Source organism: Spirosoma sp. 48-14, from assembly GCF_001898575.1.
Classification (GTDB): domain Bacteria; phylum Bacteroidota; class Bacteroidia; order Cytophagales; family Spirosomataceae; genus Spirosoma.
In genome coordinates, this window is sequence record NZ_MKUD01000001.1 from 624,461 (window position 1) to 644,081 (window position 19,621).

16 protein-coding genes are annotated in these 19,621 nt (G+C 48.1%); 8 read left to right on the forward strand and 8 right to left on the reverse strand.

Annotation, left to right across the window (positions count from 1 at the left end; genetic code table 11):
• Nucleotides 1–19 precede the first annotated feature (19 nt).
• From BGO59_RS02495 to BGO59_RS02510, 4 genes are all read right to left on the reverse strand, one after another.
• A complete protein-coding gene (locus BGO59_RS02495) occupies nt 20–796 on the reverse strand; it encodes a class I SAM-dependent methyltransferase (RefSeq protein ID WP_293679911.1) in 777 nt (258 codons plus the stop codon).
• Nucleotides 797–850: 54 nt separating this feature from the next.
• On the reverse strand, nt 851–1,780 hold the full coding sequence (locus BGO59_RS02500) for a glycosyltransferase (protein ID WP_293679914.1): 930 nt from the start codon (nt 1,778–1,780) through the stop codon (nt 851–853).
• 66 nt (nt 1,781–1,846) lie between these two features.
• Nucleotides 1,847–2,938: a DegT/DnrJ/EryC1/StrS aminotransferase family protein gene (locus tag BGO59_RS02505; protein WP_293679917.1), complete on the reverse strand. Its 1,092-nt coding sequence runs from the start codon at nt 2,936–2,938 to the stop codon at nt 1,847–1,849.
• A complete protein-coding gene (locus BGO59_RS02510; protein WP_293679920.1) occupies nt 2,935–3,330 on the reverse strand; it encodes an FdtA/QdtA family cupin domain-containing protein in 396 nt (131 codons plus the stop codon). Before BGO59_RS02510 ends, BGO59_RS02505 begins: the two co-directional genes overlap by 4 nt.
• Before the next feature lie 309 nt (nt 3,331–3,639).
• Between BGO59_RS02510 and BGO59_RS02515 the strand changes: the two genes are divergently transcribed.
• From BGO59_RS02515 to BGO59_RS02550, 8 genes are all read left to right on the forward strand, one after another.
• Entirely contained in the window at nt 3,640–4,275 is a 636-nt protein-coding gene (locus tag BGO59_RS02515) for a DUF1684 domain-containing protein (RefSeq protein WP_293679923.1), read from the forward strand.
• Nucleotides 4,276–4,408: 133 nt separating this feature from the next.
• Nucleotides 4,409–6,838 carry a phenylalanine--tRNA ligase subunit beta gene (gene pheT, locus BGO59_RS02520; RefSeq protein WP_293679926.1) on the forward strand — a complete coding sequence of 810 codons (2,430 nt, stop codon included), beginning with the start codon at nt 4,409–4,411 and terminating at the stop codon, nt 6,836–6,838.
• 96 nt (nt 6,839–6,934) lie between these two features.
• The gene (locus tag BGO59_RS02525) at nt 6,935–7,273 is read left to right on the forward strand and encodes a hypothetical protein (RefSeq protein WP_293679929.1); all 339 of its coding nucleotides are present in this window, start codon (nt 6,935–6,937) and stop codon (nt 7,271–7,273) included.
• 46 nt (nt 7,274–7,319) lie between these two features.
• Nucleotides 7,320–7,607 carry a cell division protein ZapA gene (locus BGO59_RS02530; RefSeq protein WP_293679931.1) on the forward strand — a complete coding sequence of 96 codons (288 nt, stop codon included), beginning with the start codon at nt 7,320–7,322 and terminating at the stop codon, nt 7,605–7,607.
• A gap of 106 nt (nt 7,608–7,713) precedes the next feature.
• Nucleotides 7,714–9,321, forward strand: a complete 1,608-nt coding sequence (gene rny / locus BGO59_RS02535) for a ribonuclease Y (RefSeq protein ID WP_293679934.1) — start codon at nt 7,714–7,716, stop codon at nt 9,319–9,321.
• Between the two features lie 465 nt (nt 9,322–9,786).
• On the forward strand, nt 9,787–10,461 hold the full coding sequence (locus BGO59_RS02540) for a hypothetical protein (RefSeq protein WP_293679936.1): 675 nt from the start codon (nt 9,787–9,789) through the stop codon (nt 10,459–10,461).
• A gap of 300 nt (nt 10,462–10,761) precedes the next feature.
• Nucleotides 10,762–11,421 carry a DUF4230 domain-containing protein gene (locus tag BGO59_RS02545; RefSeq protein WP_293679939.1) on the forward strand — a complete coding sequence of 220 codons (660 nt, stop codon included), beginning with the start codon at nt 10,762–10,764 and terminating at the stop codon, nt 11,419–11,421.
• A 73-nt stretch (nt 11,422–11,494) separates the two neighbouring features.
• Nucleotides 11,495–13,486 (forward strand): M1 family aminopeptidase, encoded by a 1,992-nt coding sequence (locus tag BGO59_RS02550; protein WP_293679941.1) that lies wholly within the window; start codon nt 11,495–11,497, stop codon nt 13,484–13,486.
• Nucleotides 13,487–13,545: 59 nt separating this feature from the next.
• On the opposite strand, the gene BGO59_RS02555 is transcribed toward BGO59_RS02550, so the two are convergent.
• The 4 genes from BGO59_RS02555 to BGO59_RS02570 form a co-directional block, all read right to left on the reverse strand.
• Nucleotides 13,546–15,570 (reverse strand): alpha-1,4-glucan--maltose-1-phosphate maltosyltransferase, encoded by a 2,025-nt coding sequence (locus BGO59_RS02555; protein ID WP_293679943.1) that lies wholly within the window; start codon nt 15,568–15,570, stop codon nt 13,546–13,548.
• 139 nt (nt 15,571–15,709) lie between these two features.
• Nucleotides 15,710–17,218 (reverse strand): phosphatase PAP2 family protein, encoded by a 1,509-nt coding sequence (locus BGO59_RS02560; RefSeq protein ID WP_293679946.1) that lies wholly within the window; start codon nt 17,216–17,218, stop codon nt 15,710–15,712.
• 74 nt (nt 17,219–17,292) lie between these two features.
• Entirely contained in the window at nt 17,293–18,213 is a 921-nt protein-coding gene (locus BGO59_RS02565; protein WP_293679949.1) for a hypothetical protein, read from the reverse strand.
• Between the two features lie 176 nt (nt 18,214–18,389).
• Nucleotides 18,390–19,601, reverse strand: a complete 1,212-nt coding sequence (locus tag BGO59_RS02570; RefSeq protein ID WP_293679952.1) for a DUF3179 domain-containing (seleno)protein — start codon at nt 19,599–19,601, stop codon at nt 18,390–18,392.
• Nucleotides 19,602–19,621 lie beyond the last annotated feature (20 nt).

A 19,621-nucleotide genomic window follows, 5' to 3' on the forward strand; every position in this document is an offset into this window, starting at 1 on the left:
AATCAATAGTCAATAGCCATCACCGAGCCATTGGATCGGTAACAACTGTTATGAACAGCGAACTTCCGAACGGGGTTCGTTGAAACAGCTTTTGTTCCATTTCTGTGATCCAATACAGTGTTTCATTTAGCCAGGGCGCCGGTAAGTATACATCCGACTGAGCTTCTTCAACCGTACGCCAGCCCATCACCAACTGCAACCGCTGCCATTGCCGCATCAGCAAAATTGGGATGGAAAGCGTGAAACTCCAATAGGTCGAGTCGATAATCCGCATACCCATCTCAGGCATCATTCTGGCGAAATCACTCAAAACAAACCGTCGAATTACTCCCACAGCAATATCATGCTGGCCTTCAAAAGCGTTGAAAGCATTATTGTTGCTCATCAGGATTCCCGCAGGTTTCAAACGCTGCTGAAGTGCCTGTATTAATGGCAATAGATCAGCATCGGTAAAGTAACAAAATACGTCATTACAGATAATGGCATCATACTGAATGTGTGGTTCAAAATGGGCCAGATCATTTAGGTTAAGTGAAGTAACTGGCAGATTGTGTTGTTGGCAAAACGCAATGGCATCCGCAGACCCATCGATACCCCACAAATCGGTATAGCCTTTCTTACGAAGATACGCGAGCATACCACCTGTCCCGCAGCCTGCATCCAGGATTTTTATAGTCTTACGGTCGCCAAACTGCCGACGAAGAGCCGTTTCTACCCGCTTATGCAGACTACGATACCACCATAACTGCCCTTCCAGTCGGGCCATCTTCTCAAATTCTTCCGAATGGCCAATCATAGAGAACGTGTGAATAAGCGAGATGATGCATGAATTAAAGCAACCCGCGGATGTCTATTCTGTTGGTTGTCCGCGCTTTCGTTCTTTTTCAACATAGGCTGGAAGCCCGCTGTAAGCCATAAATAATTTACCGAGGTATTCACCCAATACACCTAAAAAGAGCATTTGTACCCCTAATCCTATTCCGATTGCACACACAATAATCCCCCAGCCAGGAATAGTGACGGACTTCGTGATCCAGCCTATTATGAAAAACAAACCGATGAAAAGACTCACAACAAACAAACCTGCACCAAACACCGTAAAAATTCGAATTGGCCAGAGCGAGTACCCAATAAACACATTCAGAAATAAACTGATAAGTTTCCGAATCGTATAACTAGAGCGCCCCTCAGCTCGCGCATGATGCGGCACTTCAACACTGGCGACATTCCGTGTTACCCGGAAAATAAGTCCGTCGATGTATGGATAAGGCCCTTTGTACCGAATAATTTCGTTGATCACGTCCCGTCGAATCAGTTTAAAGCTCGACAGGTATAAATCGCGTGGCTTGCCAATGGAGTAGGTTGTCAGCGTGTTGACGAGCCAACTGCCCAGGTTTCTGAACCAATGGTGTTCTTTTTGGGCATAGCGGCTGTATACCACATCATAATCACCCTGCTCAGCAGTCGTTACGAGCCTGAGAATTGCTTCTGGCGGATTCTGAAAATCATCGTCGATGATCACGGCATATTTTCCAGAAGCATGATTAAGCCCGCACAGAACCGCATTGAATTCACCAAAATTCGTTCGTAACGACACAAACGTCACGTTCGGATAGCGATTCTCCAGTTGCTGACAGACCGCTTCCGAATTATCCTGACTACCGTCATTGACGAGCACAACGTCAAACTCCTGCCCCAACAGGCAGTCCTGTAAACGCTCAACCAACGGCCCTATGGTTCGTTCGCTGTTGTAGACCGGAATAACGACGGAAAGCTCCATAAAAGAAAAAGCGATATGCTGAGGGCGAAGAAGAGTAGGCTGTAACTACGCAATTTTACTCCCTCCTCATTCACTAAATTGGTTAATCGAATCGATAATATAGGCAACTTCTACATCCGTCAAGGACGGATTGAGCGGTAGACTTAACACCTCCTGATGTAGTTGTTCCGAAATTGGAAACGAGAGGTTACCATACGACTCATAGGCCCGCTGTTTATGGGGTGGGATCGGATAATGAACATCGGTACTAATGCCTCGTCCACGCAGGTACGTCTGCAATTGATTACGTCGTGGATGGCGAATCACGAACAAATGCCAGACATCCTGATCAATCTGATCGGTAGGCGGTAAGCTTACTTCAGGATGCTGAATACCATTCAGGTACTGACGAGCTAGTGCCCGTCTGCGCTCATTATCAGTATCAAGACCAGGGAGTTTAGCGGAGAGGATAGCTGCCTGCAACTCATCCAGTCGACTATTATGTCCCTGATACTCATTGACGTATTTTTTTGCTGAACCATAGTTTCGGAGGGCACGCAAGCGCTGAGCCAATGCATCATCATTGGTCGTAATAGCTCCAGCATCACCCATAGCCCCAAGGTTTTTGCTCGGGTAAAAGCTCCATCCGGCAGCATCGCCCAGACTACCAGCCCGTTCTAGACCATACAACGCCCCATGCGCCTGCGCTGCATCTTCAAGAATCGTCAAGCCATATTGCTCTGCCAGCTTCCTGATAGGCTCCATAGTGCAACACCGACCATACAAATGAACCGGCAATATGGCCCTCGTTCGTTTGGTTATTGCTGCCTCAATACAAGTGGGATCAAGTAAGTAGGTTTGCGGGTCTGGTTCGACCAGTACAGGAGTTAAGCCAGCCAGCGTAATACTAAGCACTGATGCTATATAGGCATTCGACGCTACAATGACTTCGCTACCCGCCGGAAACTCCCAGGCTTTTAGTACGAGCGTCAACGCATCCAGCCCGTTGGCGACCCCAATACAATACTTTGTTTGGCAATAGGCCGCAAACGCTGCTTCAAAGGCTTCCACCTCCCGACCCAGTATGTACCATCCAGATTTCAGGACTCGGTCAGTAGCAGCCTGTATAGCTAATTCGTATGGCTCATTAACACGCTTAAGATCCAGAAAAGGAATCATTCGGAATCGGCCATGATCAGCCGACTATTGGGGTAAGGTTCGTAAATGTAGTCGTCTTTGTCGTAGGTTTCATTCGATACGACCAGCAAAATAGCGTCGCTTGAGAACTCATCCATGATATGCCAGTCTTCTGGCGCTAGCACCAGGCACTGACGGGGCGATTTCAGATGGAATGTAGTTTCTTCGTCTCCATTGTTAGTATAAATCCGGCAGCTGCCATTCAGGCATATAAGCGCATTCCAGGCACGAATATGTCGATGACCAGCCCTTGCCCCCTGGCCAGCTTCATAAATATAAAAAACTCGCTGAATCGCTCCTGGTATAATATCTTCAAAAACGGTAAGATTTCCGTTTCCAGACGTAAATGTTTTCAATTCGTGAAGCTCAGCCATATACGGAATAGAATTATCTACCGTGATGAAGTATCACAATTTTAGCGCATAAAGATATTAAAAAACAATTAAAGACCTCTATACTGATTGTAATGACATTGTAAACTTAACAACCTCTACGATTCAGGCAATGAAATAGCTATCGTCAGGCGATATTACTAATTAAATTATAAATTTTTGTTAGTTAATTATCAGATTATTCTGCTGTTTGTCATTGATCAAAAAGTTTTCAATGGACTGTTCTACATTACCATTCTTTATTTTTACAACCTCCGAGTAACAAATTGGCTTGAAGCTACTACTTAGCATATGATAAAAAATAAATTTTTCCTGGGAGGGCTGTTTCTAATCGCACTTGTGGTTTTATACTATTCATTTTTTGATGGCGGAAACGCATCATCGAATAATGATCTTGACGCAACGGTTAACCCGGAAGCTTATCGTCAGCAACTGGCAGATGCCCGAAAAAAGAAAGACGAGTTTTTTCGCACCGACGGTGAATCTCCTATTAAAGACAAAACCACTTTTCGAGGCCTAAGCTATTTCCCAGTTGATCCCTCCTATCGGGTTGTGGCACGGCTTGAACCGTTTGCTGATAAAACACAAAAATTAGTGGTTCGTATGAGCGACGGTAATGAAGAAGTGTACGACAAGTTTGCCCACGCGGTTTTTAAATTGAATGGCGAAACCTGTCGCCTATTAGTGGTCAAACTTGAGAATACCTATTCTATTTTATTTCGTGATGGTACATCAGGTAAGGAGACGTATGGTGGAGGGCGCTACCTTGAACTAGACCCGGCTCAATTGACCAGCAACGGCGCTATAGTCGATTTCAACAATGCCTATAATCCGTATTGTGCTTATAACCCTACTTATTCCTGCCCGATACCCCCAGCCGAAAATACATTAAGTGTACCTGTAAAGGCTGGAGAAACGTATCATTAAAGGCATCAGGGAATCATAAAGACCAACAGGATGAAAGGCAATACGTTACCTCTTCATCCTTTTTCCTTTCTTCAACTTCCTGCTTTCCTGCTTTCCTCCTTACCTTTGTAACAATTACCTGTTTCGCCTGTGTATGGAAATTTCCTATAAATGGTTACAAGATTTTATTGAATTACCGGAATTACCGGAAGAAGTTGGCAAAATGCTGACTGCAACGGGGCTTGAAGTTGAAGGAGTTGAGAAAATTGAAGCCATACCGGGTGGACTGGAAGGAGTAGTGGTTGGTGAAGTACTGACCTGCACTAAACACCCGGATGCCGATAAATTAAGTCTTACTACCGTGGATGTAGGTACCGGACAACCGTTACCTATTGTTTGTGGAGCACCTAATGTGGCCGCCGGGCAGAAAGTAGTGGTTGCCCTCGTTGGGGCAACGTTACACCCTGCTTCGGGCGAAGCGTTTCAGATCAAAAAAGCAAAAATTCGTGGTGCCGCTTCTGAAGGAATGATTTGTGCCGAAGATGAAATTGGCCTGGGAACATCGCACGCAGGGATTATGGTGCTGGATACTGACCTGCCCAATGGGACACCTGCGGCTCGGTACTTCAACATGGAAGCCGATTATCAGATTGCAATCGGCCTGACTCCTAACCGGATTGATGCCGCTTCGCACTATGGCACAGCCCGTGACCTAAAAGCCGCACTGAATCGTCCCCTTCGTTTACCCTCAGTGGATGCGTTTGCGGTCAACAATACGAACCTGACCCTGGATGTGCGCGTCGACGATACGGCTGCCTGCCCTCGCTATACCGGCCTGACTATTAGTGGGCTCACCGTAGCCGAATCGCCGGAATGGCTTAAACAGCGCCTGATTGCTATTGGCCAGAAACCGATCAACAACGTAGTCGACATTACGAATTTCGTTCTGCATGACCTCGGGCAACCGCTCCACGCGTTCGACGCAGACAGGATAGCCGGAAACCAGGTCATTGTCAAGACCTTGCCGGAAGGAACCCCATTTGTTACCCTTGATGGCGTTGAGCGAAAACTCAGCAGTACGGACCTGATGATCTGTGATGCTGAAAAGCCCATGTGTATTGCCGGTGTATTTGGAGGACAGTACTCGGGGGTTTCGATGCAGACCACCAGCATCTTTCTGGAATCAGCCTACTTCTCGGCCACGTCTGTTCGGAAAACCGCTCAATATCACGGGCTTAAAACCGATGCATCGTTCCGATTTGAGCGTGGGACGGACCCGAATATGCCCGTCTTCGCCCTCAAACGAGCAGCCTTGCTCATTCGGGAAATTGCAGGTGGTACGATCAGTTCGGCGATTACGGATATTTATCCAAATCCAATAGAGCCTTTCCGGGTACCCGTGCGCTATCGGAACATTGATCGACTAATCGGAATACAAATTGCCCATACCGAAATCCACCGCATTCTGGAAGCGCTGGACATTCAGGCAGACGAACGAACGGACGAAGGCTTTATCGCCATTGTTCCTCCGTACCGTGTCGATGTTACGCGTGAGGCAGATGTAATCGAAGAGATTCTGCGTATTTATGGTCTGGATAATGTTCCACTCTCGGTAAACCTGTCTGCTGATTCGCTATCAGAATTTCCGAAAACAGATCCCGACGGCTGGCAGAATCGAGTGGGTCAGTTGATGGCGGCTAATGGATTTTACGAGATTCTGACCTTATCACTTACGCGGCCTGCTTATCACGATGCCATCCGGTCAGCTTTGCCCAACGACGACGTCACCTTACTGAACCCGCTTAGTGATGAACTATCCGTTATGCGCCAGACGCTCCTGTTTTCATCGCTGGAAACGCTGGCTTACAACCTGAACCGGCGGCAGAAAGACCTGAAAACCTTTGAGTTCGGGAAAGTGTATTATAAAGTAAAACTCGAAGATGGCGGCACTAAATATGTGGAGCGTATGCGGTTAAGCCTGGCTATCACAGGTAATGAATCATCGGAAAGCTGGCTACAAAAAGGTCAGCCCGTTGTTTATCATGATTTGGCTACGGCTACCCAGCGTATTCTCAATCTGTTCCGTATTAAATCGTTTGAGACGCAGCCCGCCGACTCAGCCATTTTCCAATATGGTTTGACGTACATAGTCAATAAAAAACCAATTGTTAGTCTGGGATTGGTTCAGCCAAAACTAACTAAGCTGATTGACCTGAAGCAGCCTGTATTTTATGCTGATTTTGACTGGGAAGCGTTGTTAAAATTGGCAACTGGTAAGGTGCGTTATCAGGAAGTATCCCGCTTCCCGGAAGTCCGTCGGGATCTGTCACTGGTTATCGATAAGGGCGTTACGTTTGAGCAAATCAGTCGGCTGGCTCGGCAAACGGAGCGGAAGTTACTACAGTCGATTAATGTTTTCGATGTATATGAAGGCGATAATCTGGGGGCAGGGAAGAAAGCGTATTCGGTCAATTTTATGCTACAGGATTCGACGCAAACCCTTACCGACGCGGCTATTGACAAAACTATGCAGCGGCTCATGGTTGCCTTCGAAAAAGAGCTGGGAGCTGTCATTCGTAAATGATTGAATGATGGAATTGTTGAATGATTGAATAAGCCGGCTTCAACTGTTTTATTCAATCATTCAACAATTCTATCGTTCAACAATTCTATCAACACTGTGGTTAGCGAGCATCAAATTATTGCATTGGTGGAGCGATTTGAGCACAAGCTCAAGTTGCTTACAAATCTGTATGCCGATGCCAAAAACCAGATTGAGCAATTAGAACGGGAGAAAGAGGCCCTGCAGGAAAGCCTTAAAGCCGAGCAGGACCAAGTGAAGGAATTACGAAAAAAATCAACTAAGGCGGAAAATAATACAGCTATTTCAAAAGATAGTGGTATAATTGTAAAAGACAACCTGTTAAGAACAGGTACGAATGCTGAATTAAAACAACAACTCGACGAGTATATCCAGGAATTGGAACGGTGTATAGCTCATTTGAGTAGTTTGTCATAAACCTAAATTGGCTCCGAGGAATAGCCCAACTGAGCCGACTGCAGCGATGGAAGAACTGTCAATTCGCGTAAAAATTGCGGATCGGTACTACAAGTTGTTTGTAGAGCCCGAAGCGGAAGCCGTAGTGCGCGAAGCCGCCAAGCTGATTCAGGATGAACTGAAACAATACCGGGACAAGGGCTTTGCGGAAACACAGGAAGCCCTGGCAATGATAGCCTTCGACTGCTTAGTAACTAAGCTCAGAGGAGAACGTAAAATGCAGCGATTACAACAGATGGTATTTGACAAAATCACTCAATTAGACCAGGTTGTCACGCCGGTCGTTTCGACATAGATAACCTACGGGCTACATACCCGATATAATTTTTCGAGTTCGCGTTCAGGGCACTCGTATCGAAGCAGGTTGAAGGTTTTTTGTTCAACCCTAACGATATAGTCCAATGGACACTTGGTTAACGATTCTGGCTGCTCTCCTTGTTGGGGGTGGCATTGGCATACTAATTGGCCGCCAGATGATGGCGAGCGTTCGTGCAAAACACGAAAAAGAAGCAGAAGAACAGGCAGCTACCATTTTAAAAAACGCTGAATTACAGGCCGAAAACATAAAAAAAGATCGGATACTGGAGGCAAAGGAGAAATACCTTAAACTGAAAGCGGAGTTCGAAGAAACGACCAATCAAAAACGGAATATACTTCTTCAGAACGAGAATAAGCTCAAGCAACGCGAACAGCAACTAGCCCAACAGGCCGACCAGCAGCGGACACGTGAAAACGAATTAAATCAGCAGCGGAACGAAATAAATCAGCAGAAAAATAGCCTCGCCCAACAAGTTGATGCCCTCAACAAACGGAAAGAAGAGGTAGAACGGCGTCAGCAGGAAGCCGACCGGATGCTGGCCGACCAAGTGGCTCAGCTTGAAAAAATTGCAGGTCTCACGGCTGATCAGGCTCGCGACCAACTGATCGAAACCCAGAAAGCCGAAGCCGAAAGCCGGGCCTCTTCCTACATCAAAAGCATCATTGAAGAAGCCAAACTGACCGCCACCAAAGAGGCAAAAAAAGTCGTTATCGAAACCATTCAGCGGACCGCAACCGAACATGCTATCGAAAACTGCGTGTCGGTGTTCAATATCGAGTCCGACGATGTAAAAGGGAAAGTAATTGGGCGTGAAGGCCGCAACATACGGGCTCTGGAAGCCGCAACGGGTGTTGAAATCATTGTAGACGACACCCCCGAAGCGATCATTATTTCTGGATTCGACCCTGTTCGCCGGGAAATAGCCCGCCTGTCGCTTCACCGGCTCGTTCAGGATGGCCGCATTCACCCGGCACGAATCGAAGAAATTGTTGCCAAAACCCGCAAGAATATCGAGGATGAGATTGTTGAAATCGGCGAACGGACCGTTATTGATCTGGGCATTCATGGACTGCATCCTGAGCTAATCAAAATGGTGGGCCGGATGCGTTTCCGGTCAAGTTATGGTCAGAACCTGCTCCAGCACTCACGGGAAGTCGCCAAGCTCTGTGCCACTATGGCGGCAGAGTTAGGGCTGAATGCCAAACTAGCCAAACGAGCAGGTTTGCTTCATGATATTGGCAAGGTATGGCCCGAAGAAGCTGAGCTTCCCCACGCTATTCTGGGTATGGAACTGGCGAAAAAATACAAGGAAAACCCAGAAGTGATCAATGCGATCGGCGCTCACCACGACGAGATCGAGATGACCAGCATGATTTCGCCCATTGTTCAGGTCTGCGATGCGGTATCGGGTTCACGGCCCGGTGCTCGACGCGAAATGATGGAATCGTACATCAAACGGCTGAAAGAACTGGAAGAGTTGGCAGGTAATTTCCCCGGTGTAACAAAATGCTACGCCATTCAGGCAGGCCGCGAACTCCGAATTATGGTCGATGCAGATCACGTTTCCGACGAACGGGCTGGTGTCCTATCGTACGAAATCTCACAGAAGATCGAAAAAGAAATGCAGTACCCCGGTCAGATCAAGGTGACGGTCATCCGGGAAATGCGGGCGGTTGCTTACGCCAAATAGTATTTAGGTAATTTTTTAAAGCGAATGCCGGATAAGAGAAATAGGCTCTCATCCGGCATTCGCTTTTTTATACTCATACTTTCCACTATACACGTTGATGATGCCTGGATGCTACAAAATCTGGCGTAGCGAGTCGGTCATTTACTAATTTTTTTGGGGCCTAAGGGCCAGCAAAGAGAATTCGGCAAAAGTGTCATTCCATAAAACGGATCATTTCTCACTTGAACGATTTGCCATTTTTTAATGGGAATATCCGTAACCAAACAGCATAATCTACAACTTTTACACATAGATATATTCAATTTTTTAACATAATAATTCAATTATTTTCAAACTTGAGCCTCTTTTTCCGGTTAAATTCTGTCGATAACTCCTTTTGATAGCTAAGGGTTATCTGGTGAATACAGGTCTACTAACTGATCGATTCATCAGGCAGAAATTTTACTCAATAGATAAACTACGAGAATGAAAAAGGGGCTACTATTCATGCTATTTATAGGTTTAATCAGCAACACCTGGGCTGCTTACGCCATCAACTGGAATCCGGGTAAGCTTACTCTACGCAACGGTGTTGAGCTTCAGGGTGATCTGAATTTCAATTGGAAAGCCGATATCGTTCAGTATCGTCAGGAGGATAAAGTGAAGGCATACTCAATCGATCAGGTAAGCAATTTCGTGTATTTCGACAACCAGCTCAACAACCTTCGCAAGTTCGTGGCAATCAACGACTGTTACCTACTCCAGCATGGACGACCGCAGTTTCTCGAAGAAATTGCCTCGGGAACCCTCATGGTATACCGGAGCTTGCGGATCACCCATAGTCCTGGCAACGCAGCCAATTTTGACATGGATGGTAAGCTGATGAAAAGTACGAATGCCTTTGTATATGTAGTCCATAGCGGTAGCGAATGGCTTGGCCTGAACGAATTTTACAGCCAGCGCTGGCCACAGTTGATGTCGCTCTATAAAGATGAATTGAAGTACTATATAAAAAATCCCAGAAACGAAGTATCCAGATTAGTCAACCGAATGGTATTGATCTGTAAATACAATGCGTTGATTGCGAAAAAGATAACGCAGGAGCCTTCTTCAGCCAGCTATTTTACAACTGATCAGACGGACGGAAACAACCTCCGGTAAGCCATTCCAATAGAACTCATAAAAGCCTGCCGGGGCCATCAACAGCTGGAATGCTATTGCCTCGTTGCAGTGCATAGCTTCTGGAAGAATCATCTCAATCGCCTTGTTCAAGGATAGTTATCCATTGAGCAAGGCGATTGATTTAGTGAATCATCAGAGCTGGTCGGGCCCCACAAATCCGTTACTTTTGCCACTATACAGGTCTATATACCAGGCTATGCAATGTGTTGAGTGTAGGCCATTATCAATTCCTGCTAAGCGACTGGCATCTTACCATAAAGTCTGTACATTTAACCTACTATGGATTTCTTAACTGCCGTTTTACTTGTACTGCTGGGAGCAGGTGGAGGTGTAGCGCTGGCGAATACCCTTCGAAAACGAACCGGCCTCACTACTGTTCAGCGCGACTCCGTTCTGTTACTCGAACGCATTGAGAAAGTGTTCAAAGTTGTGATGGCGGAAGGATACTTTTCTGAGATTTACAATTATCAGGATCAGAAAAAGATTTTGTACCTGCTCAATGATCCAAAAAAGGCAATGGTTATCGCCAAATCAAAGGTACTGGTCGGCTTCGATTTTGCGAAAGTTCGGTTTCGGGCTCCGGTCAATGGTGAAAAAAAACTGGTCATCGAATCGTTTCCAGAACCGGAAGTGCTTTCGATCGATACGGACTATAAATTTTATGATATCCAGGCTGGTATTTTGAATCACTTCAGTGGTGCTGACTACACACAGATTCTGGAAGAGGCCAAGAAGGCCATGAACGAACGGGCTATGCAAAGCGATCTGCCCAAAATTGCCAACAATCAGATCCAGTACATGATTTACCAGTTGGCCAGTTCGATGGGCTGGCACCTGCAACTTCCCGAAGCTGAACAGCGCGAACTTGATGCCCTGAAAGCAAAGGCCGAAACACAAAGCCAAGCTCCGAAGCTACTGACCGGACGTACCAACGAATAAAAAGCGGCTGAAATCAAGCAGATTTCAACTGATTATCCGTTTAGATGGTAAGTCTTTACACGCCCTTTGTTCTATGAAAATTTTGTACTTCCTGCTTCTCTTTCCACTCCTTACGTACGCCCAGATCGATAATGACGGCGGACAGTTCTGCCGGGCAGGCAAAATACATTACTTTGGCCAACTAGCTACAAATCCGAAAGCGCGAATGGCCTATCCGGGCGATGCCTCGATCGACGTAACGTATTATGGCCTTGATCTACGGTTTACTACATCTCCCGCAAGCATGACCGCAGCCACTACGGTTACGTTTAAAAGTACCGTACCTGGTTTAGCCAGCTTCTTTCTTGACCTGAATTCGACAACGACGGCAAGCACTGGGCTAAAAGTCGATTCGGTTAAAGCAAGTGCCCAAAAGTTAACCTTCCAGCACGCTCAAAATAAGCTTACGATCACACTTAACCAACCCATTTCCAACGGGCAGGTCTTCACTGTAACGGTGTTTTATCATGGCGTACCGGAAAGTGGCACAAACGATAGTTTTTCTTTCGGAAAGCATGAATCAACTAACGATCCAGTGATCTGGAGTCTAAGTGAGCCCTATGGCTCATCAGACTGGTTTCCCTGCCGCGATACGCCTGCCGATAAGGCCGATTCATCGTCCGTACGAATTACGGCTCCTGTCCAACTGGTATCTGTTTCGAATGGTAAGTTGATCAGTACAACCACAAATACGGACGGAACGAAAACCTATCTCTGGAAAAACAGCTACCCGATTGCCCAATATCTGATCTCGATTGCGGTGTCGAATTATGCCCAGTACGACACACCCTACGCATATGGCAATGGGACAATGCCGGTTACACATTATATCTATCCTGAAAACCTTGCTCAGGTACAGACGAATCTTGCTCTCACACCCAGCATGATTCAACTCTTTACTAACCGCTTTGGTGAATATCCATTTCTTCGGGAGAAATACGGGCACGCGCAATTTGCCTACGGCAACGGAGGTATGGAACACCAAACTATTAGCTCGATGGAACTTCGAGCGCTAACCCCAACTACCATTGCGCATGAGCTGGCTCACCAGTGGTTTGGTGATAAAATTACGTGTCGCGATTGGCAGAATATCTGGCTCAACGAGGGTTTTGCCTCATATGGAGAAGCAGTTTATACGGAATCGGCGAGTGGGCAATCTGGTTATCAGTCATATATGAACAATTTCATGACCAGCGCTCGTATTGCCCAAGGCAGTATTTATGTACAGGACATCAGCAATTTTAGCAATATTTTCAATGCAAACCGCAGCTATGCCAAAGGGGCTACGGTCCTGCATATGCTTCGGGGAGTGGTTGGCGATAGTACGTTCTTTCGCATTTTACGTACTTATGCAGCGAGTCCGCTAGTCGCCTATAAAACGGCAGTAACCGAAGATTTTCAGGCCATTGCCCAGCAGGTTTCCGAGAAGAATCTAAATTACTTTTTCAGCCAATGGATCTATGGGGCAGGCTATCCGGCTTATAAAGCGACCATCACTACGGGAGGTTCAACGGCAACGGTTCGGCTTACGCAAACGAATGGCACAGCCTCCAGTCCTGGTTCGTTTACGATGCCTATCCAGATGAAAGTCCAGTCGGCAGCGGGTGATACGACCGTCACCGTTTTCAACGATCAGGCCGATCAGACGTTTACGCTTCCTGCCCGAGGCAAAGTCACCAATGTAGTGATCGACCCTAACAACTGGATTCTGAAAACCCTATCCACAACTACTGAAACGACAACGGTTGTTACAGGTATTACTGAACCCAACGACATCGAATTACGCATTTACCCGAACCCAACTACCGAAACGATTACTGTCGATTTCACCCAGTCAACGGCTGGCACAGCTACTGTGTCGTTGACCAATTTGCTTGGACAACGCGTTCAGACAATGCGTGAAGCCAATTTGCCTTCGGGAAAATATAGCCGGAACCTAAGTCTGCGCGGTCTGGCTAGTGGACGCTATACTGTTACTGTCGAGACTCCGGTAGGGCTTCAGAGTCGGGTAGTACTGGTGAATTGAGCGAATGAGTGATTGAGTGGCCGAACATAAGCTATTTACTCATTCGCTCAATCGCTCAATTATACTTCAATCCGAAACAAATGCATGGGCAGGCTGTATGGGTCAAGCTCCACGTAATTGTGCTCCCCCTGCCAGTTGTAATAAGCTCCCGTCAGCAAATCGTGTACCTGATAATATTGTTCGGGGCCAATGCCTAACTGCCAGATCGGCACCTGTACTACCCCCGCCCGACGGCTATAGGCGTCTGTATTTACAACAATCAGCAATCGATTGGCATCTTTTATTTTCAGATAAGCCATAATTGCATCGTCGTTTACCGGGCAGAACTGGATATTGTTGGTTATCTGCAAGGCTGCGTTTTCGTGCCGTATCCGGTTCACGAGCGTAATCAGATACGTTAACTTATTGGTCCGATCCCAATCCCACAGCCGAATTTCATATTTCTCCGAGTTGAGGTACTCTTCCTTGTTGGGGAACGGAATGTGTTCCATCAGTTCGAAAGATGGGCCATAAATCCCGTAGTTACTGACCAGGGTGGCCGCCAGAAAATACCGGATCAGGAATTGTGGTTCATGCCCCCCCTGCAAGCTATATGGATTAATATCATGCGTGGTCGGCCAGAAATTCGGACGGTAGTAATATTTCATTTCCGTCTGAGTCAGCTCCATCATATACTGCTCCAGCTCATATTTTGTGTTGCGCCAGGTATAGTACGTGTACGATTGAGCAAACCCACGTTTGCCCAGCTCCTGCATAACTTTCGGACGCGTAAAAGCTTCGGCCAGAAACAACATGTCGGGAAACTCCTTCTTCACTTCGGCAATGACCCACTCCCAGAAACCGAACGGCTTGGTATGCGGATTATCGACCCGTACAATTCGGACTCCCCACGATGCCCAGACGATCAGCACGCGTTTTAGTTCTTCCCATAGGTTCTGCCAATCATCAGTCTCGAAATAAACCGGGTAAATATCCTGATACTTTTTGGGCGGATTTTCGGCGTATTGGATGGTGCCATCAGGGCGTTTTTTGAACCATTCGGGATGCTCTTTTGCCCAGGGGTGATCGGGCGAACATTGGATAGCCAGGTCCATCGCCACTTCCATGCCGTAGTTGGCCGCAATAGCGATCAGGTGTTTAAACTCCTCAACCGTACCCAGTTCGGGGTGAATGGCATCGTGCCCACCCTCCGGCGAACCAATGCCATACGGGACACCGGGTTCGCCGGGCTGACAAATAACTGAGTTGTTTTTCCCTTTCCGGTGTGCGGTACCAATGGGGTGAATCGGTGGTAAATAGAGAACATCGAAGCCCATACCCGAAATGCGCGGCAGTAGAGCCTCTACGTCTTTGAAGGTACCATGCCTGCCCTCTACCCGCGAAGCCGAACGGGGAAACAGACAGTACCAGTTGCTAAACCCGGCACGGGCTCTATCAACCTCAACACCCAGTTCGTGACTATATCGGGTTACATGCTGACGTTCGGGGTAGCGACTGGCATAAAATGTAAACTGATCGCTTTCGGCTACGGATACGGCTTCGTTGTAACGGCTTTCATCCCGAAACAAGGCGGCCATTTCCCGAATCGCCTTCGCATCGGCACTTTCCGAAATCGGCTCGCTTTTTGTTTTCGCTCCTTTCCCCTTTCCGCCTTTCTTTTGTTCTGCTACCCCTCCTGCTCGAACCAGCATACCATCCAGATACTGCGCTCCGGCCAGTAGCTCACTGGTAATTCGCTGCCCATCGGCCACTTTCAGATGGACTTCGTGCTGCCACGAACCCGGATGATCGACCCAAGATTCCAGGGTATAGAGATACTTCCCCTGTTTTTCGACCACAAACGATGCCCCCCAGCGATCATTTACGATCGGAGCCATCGCCGTTTCGGTCCAGTTGGCATCATCAATGTGTTTGAAGAGCAGGACAGCCGTCAGGTAATCGTGTCCATCTGCAAAAATATCCGCTTCAACGGCAATGACATCACCCGGTACGGCTTTGATAGGGTACAGTCCGCCATCCAATTCAGGAGATACACGTTCAATAACGACTCGCGACTGACCGGTAAGATTTTCCGAAACATTCATGCAATCATAGGTTTGATGGGTAACTCGCAAATACTAGAGCAATGTTACAAAAAAGCCGGATTCTCAAACCCGGCTTTTCATGAAAATGAAATTTAGCAATTATACGCCATTCCTCATACAATAGACTTATCTGTCCGGTTCATTTTGCCCCATCGGCTTTAGCAGCAGCAACAGCCAACTGGCCGATCGCCGTGCCCAACTTAGCTCCTTCGTCGTTATCGAACCGATAGTGGGTACCTGCATACAAACCTGATAACGATGCTTCGGTGGCCTGAGCCGTCAGTTTGGTAGCATCGCTCGGGAATAGATAGCTTAAGAGGGTTGCGGCTGTACTGGATACCGCTGCCCTATCCGATACATAACTCGGTGTATTCGGAATAACGGTAGCGGTTTTAATCGTTGGGTCAATCTGCGAGGGGCGGGGTACAAAATAGGTGTATTGCGTACGCCAACTGGCCGTAGTAGCATCCTGCATAGCCCGGTTCAGCAAGGAGTAGGTTCGGGCCGCCCGTAGCTCGTTCTGCCCATTTTCCCGAATAAATTCCTCCGTCAGCAAATTCCACAAGCCCGACAAAGAATAGGTGTTGGGGCCATTATCCCAGTAGCTGGCTATACGCGACTGATCACGCGTGCGGGCGGTAGCTATATCGCGTACTTCGCTCAATGCTTTCTGAAAATCGGCAGATGTGGTGGCTGGCGGAGCAGCCGGAACCAGTTTGGCAATGGACGTAGAGTCGTACCATGTTTTCACTTTACCGGCCAGCGGCAGGATAGGTGCACGAGCCGGTATTTCAAGACTGGTCCATTTTTGGTCATAAGGTGCTTTCGCTAATGCCGTTTGCCAGGTATTGGTCGGATCGTTAGCTGCGCCAAAACGATCGGCTTTAACCCGGTCAATGACTTTAGGAGCTAATGTAGCCGCAAGCGCTTCGCCCGCTTTCACATCGCTCGGCACGCTGGCGCCAGCCCATATGCGGCTCTGCTTGTGTTCAGTGGCCTTAGCCTTTAAAAAAGCCTCCTCCTTCGGAAATAAATATGCCAGTACCTGACAGGAAACTTCGGCCACGGCGGCATCCTCCGAGGGATAGGAAGGAACGTCGAGTACAGGCGCCCGCGAAATCACGCCCTGCTGCTCCAGCGATGGCCGATTATACTGAAACTTGGCCCGCCAGGCTACAACCAATGCGTCGTACTGGGCAGCACTCAGCAAGGCATACACCCGAGCGGCATATGGAGGCCCTGCATATGGATTGGCCGATTCAGCGGGTGTTGTCTGTCCGGTTGCATAATCATAACCGGGTGCAACGTTATACTTGGCTACCAACTGTCGGGCAATCTGATTCCAGCGCAGAACAGCCCCATAAGCCCAATAATTAACGGCCGTATTCTGTTCAGGAGTTGCCGCCAGAACGCCGTTTTTCACATCGGCCAACTCCTGCTGATAGGCAGCCGATGTCGTTGCGAGCGGTTGCGGTACACTGATGTCCGTGGCTGCTTTGAGCACAACCGTTTTCCAGCTACCTCCATCGGCATCTGTGGATGTAGGCACAATAAAAGGCAGAACGCCTTCATCGATAGTAGGTTCCGAACAACCCGCTACCCACACCAGCAAAGCCCCTAATGTGATTCTTACAAAAAATAGTCTCATAGTAGTTGCTGTAACGTGGCCCACTGGCTGCATAGATATGTTGTTGTACTTATGCGGCCCAAATGTCCACGTCACTAATTATTGGCCGTCCAATGACCGATTACAAGGCCTGCATTGATTTGGGAACTTTTGCCGACGTTACGCCCGTCGATGATGGTATTGTAGCCAGCCGTCAGACCAAACTGCTTCGCTAAACGAAGATAAGCCGTGGCGCCTAACCGTGTGAAACCCACCGCATTGGTCGGAAATGGAATACCTGGCCCGATGTCGGTTCCTTTTGTGTAAGGCGTTTGCTGCTGCCCCCAGACGTCCAGATTGAGCCATGTGTTCACGTATCCGCCCCGAACAATAATTTCGGTAACGTCGGGTACGTTCACCTTCGAGCCACTATTCGGATTGAGCTGGCTGGGGTCATAATAATTCACCACATGATCGAGCGTAACCTGCCCCCGGCGGATATACCCATACTGCCCAGTTATAAAAAAAGATTTCCCTTTCAGGTGCAGCATCGTACGACCGTCCCAGTTTTTAGAGCCTCGCCCAATGGCAACCATCGCATCATTGACGTAATTCTGAATAGGCATGGAGTAGCCTACCGCAAACAGCCATGAGAGCCTGAGCTTTTTACCCAGTTTGTAGTCGTAGGCCTCCCATCGAAGCGTAGCCGACGCGTCCTGAAACCCTTCCTGTTTGGGGAAATAGCCTGCGCTGGCTTCGGTACGGATATACGGAGCAGCCACGATCAGGTCGAGATCGTACCCCAGACCATACGTTCCGACAGCGGTCAATGCCTGCGTCGTCACCGTTCCCAGATTCGGGTTTTTAGTCTCGGTTTTATTGATGAAATAGGTACTGTAACTTTCCTGAGAACCAATAATGGCCAGGCTGGCTTTTCGATGTCCCTGCATAAACCCGCCAATCATCCATTGGGCCCTGGCCTGACGGGAAATGAACAGCGTTGTTAGTGTAAAAAGGGCAAGAAGTAAAAATCGCATAGGCTACGTTTGCGGCAAAGGTAGTCTTTGGCCCGGCTTCTGGGTTATCCACTGGCCATTTCTGTGCCAACGGCCTTAAAATTACACAGAGTTGTTGGCTCCTACCCGAAAAACGTCAGGGGAAGCAACCTATTGCCAGCAAGTAGTAGATTCGGTAGCTTATAGCGAATAAACCGCTATTTATACTGTTGCGTCTGGGGATGGAACGATCGCCAGCTATGCCAGAACTCCTGGTACGCTTTCGGCATGGCTGATAGCCGACGGCCTTTCAGTGGACCAGTCGTGCAATGCCCACGCCAGGTCCAGACGGACTTCGTTTCCTGATCGATCAGTTGCCGATTCGTATAGTGAAATGTAAGCGTCTGAATACCCATCCGACGATTCCATACACCAAACGATGCGCTATCGGGCGACATCGCTACCAGTACCGGCTCTCCTCCTACTACATCATTGACCACCCGGTTCGTTTGTAATTGATTCCAATCATAGGCTTTTGCAAAACCCGCATGTTCAACACCAATTACCCACGATTTCGGCTTCCACGATGCCGAATCTCGCCGGGTGAGTTTACCCTTCGACAGCCCTTTGTCGTACGTACGCATTCCTTTGAACTCATCGGCAAAGGTTGAATCGGCTTGCAGGACACGCGTATTGGGGTGTTCATGCGCCCATTCGCGAAGCGTCATCTGGCGAGACGATAGAGGCATCAGCGCTTTTCCACGCAACGGTCCGACTACGGCTTCACCCGTTGCCTGCCGCCACCACGTGCCAGTGCGGCTGTCTTCAAACATCGCGTTGAAGTGATCCATACCCACCAGTCGAAACTCGTCGGCCTGCCCCTGCACCAGCGGGTTAAATACACGGCCTGTCCGGCAAACGGTACAATAGGTCACCATAATGAGTTGCCCTCCAACCGTATCCCGCACCTGGTGATGATACCCAATCAATTGAATCGGATACGCCGTTGCCTGCCCCAGCGCTTCGAAGCCTAATACGAGTTTATCGAGCGGAATTTTATTCTGGCTCATAGGCACAACCCGCTTGGTAGTCGGCTGTAGAAACATATGGTCGGCCATCATCTGCTGATGAACCATGTAGAGGACACCTCCATAGACAAGCAATAAAGCAAGAGCAGTGTATCGTTGCCATGCCCGAAGCGGGCGAATCAGAAGTCGGTAAGCGGGGTAGGCCAGCAGCAATAGCCCAATACCTCGCAACCAGCCCATATGCTGATGCAGCCAGTATGCCAATTCAACGCGGCCAAGCGATGTTTCTCCTTCGGCTAAACCCAGCTGGCTACCCGGAAACGGCATAATAAAATAAACACTGGCCGCTTCGAGTGTAATCAATGCGAGTATACAGACTATAAACCAGATAACGTTTTTCATACAGATCGTCGATCTACTAC

Excerpts from the sequence above, each read along its gene's own strand:
- BGO59_RS02560 (WP_293679946.1), bottom strand. The coding sequence starts at position 17,218 with ATGAGACTATTTTTTGTAAGAATCACATTAGGGGCTTTGCTGGTGTGG.
- BGO59_RS02495 (WP_293679911.1), bottom strand. The coding sequence starts at position 796 with ATGATTGGCCATTCGGAAGAATTTGAGAAGATGGCCCGACTGGAAGGG.
- BGO59_RS02570 (WP_293679952.1), bottom strand. The coding sequence starts at position 19,601 with ATGAAAAACGTTATCTGGTTTATAGTCTGTATACTCGCATTGATTACA.
- pheT (WP_293679926.1), top strand. The coding sequence starts at position 4,409 with ATGGAAATTTCCTATAAATGGTTACAAGATTTTATTGAATTACCGGAA.
- BGO59_RS02545 (WP_293679939.1), top strand. The coding sequence starts at position 10,762 with ATGGATTTCTTAACTGCCGTTTTACTTGTACTGCTGGGAGCAGGTGGA.
- BGO59_RS02510 (WP_293679920.1), bottom strand. The coding sequence starts at position 3,330 with ATGGCTGAGCTTCACGAATTGAAAACATTTACGTCTGGAAACGGAAAT.
- BGO59_RS02540 (WP_293679936.1), top strand. The coding sequence starts at position 9,787 with ATGAAAAAGGGGCTACTATTCATGCTATTTATAGGTTTAATCAGCAAC.
- BGO59_RS02550 (WP_293679941.1), top strand. The coding sequence starts at position 11,495 with ATGAAAATTTTGTACTTCCTGCTTCTCTTTCCACTCCTTACGTACGCC.
- BGO59_RS02515 (WP_293679923.1), top strand. The coding sequence starts at position 3,640 with ATGATAAAAAATAAATTTTTCCTGGGAGGGCTGTTTCTAATCGCACTT.
- BGO59_RS02555 (WP_293679943.1), bottom strand. The coding sequence starts at position 15,570 with ATGAATGTTTCGGAAAATCTTACCGGTCAGTCGCGAGTCGTTATTGAA.
- BGO59_RS02530 (WP_293679931.1), top strand. The coding sequence starts at position 7,320 with ATGGAAGAACTGTCAATTCGCGTAAAAATTGCGGATCGGTACTACAAG.
- BGO59_RS02565 (WP_293679949.1), bottom strand. The coding sequence starts at position 18,213 with ATGCGATTTTTACTTCTTGCCCTTTTTACACTAACAACGCTGTTCATT.
- BGO59_RS02505 (WP_293679917.1), bottom strand. The coding sequence starts at position 2,938 with ATGATTCCTTTTCTGGATCTTAAGCGTGTTAATGAGCCATACGAATTA.
- BGO59_RS02500 (WP_293679914.1), bottom strand. The coding sequence starts at position 1,780 with ATGGAGCTTTCCGTCGTTATTCCGGTCTACAACAGCGAACGAACCATA.
- rny (WP_293679934.1), top strand. The coding sequence starts at position 7,714 with ATGGACACTTGGTTAACGATTCTGGCTGCTCTCCTTGTTGGGGGTGGC.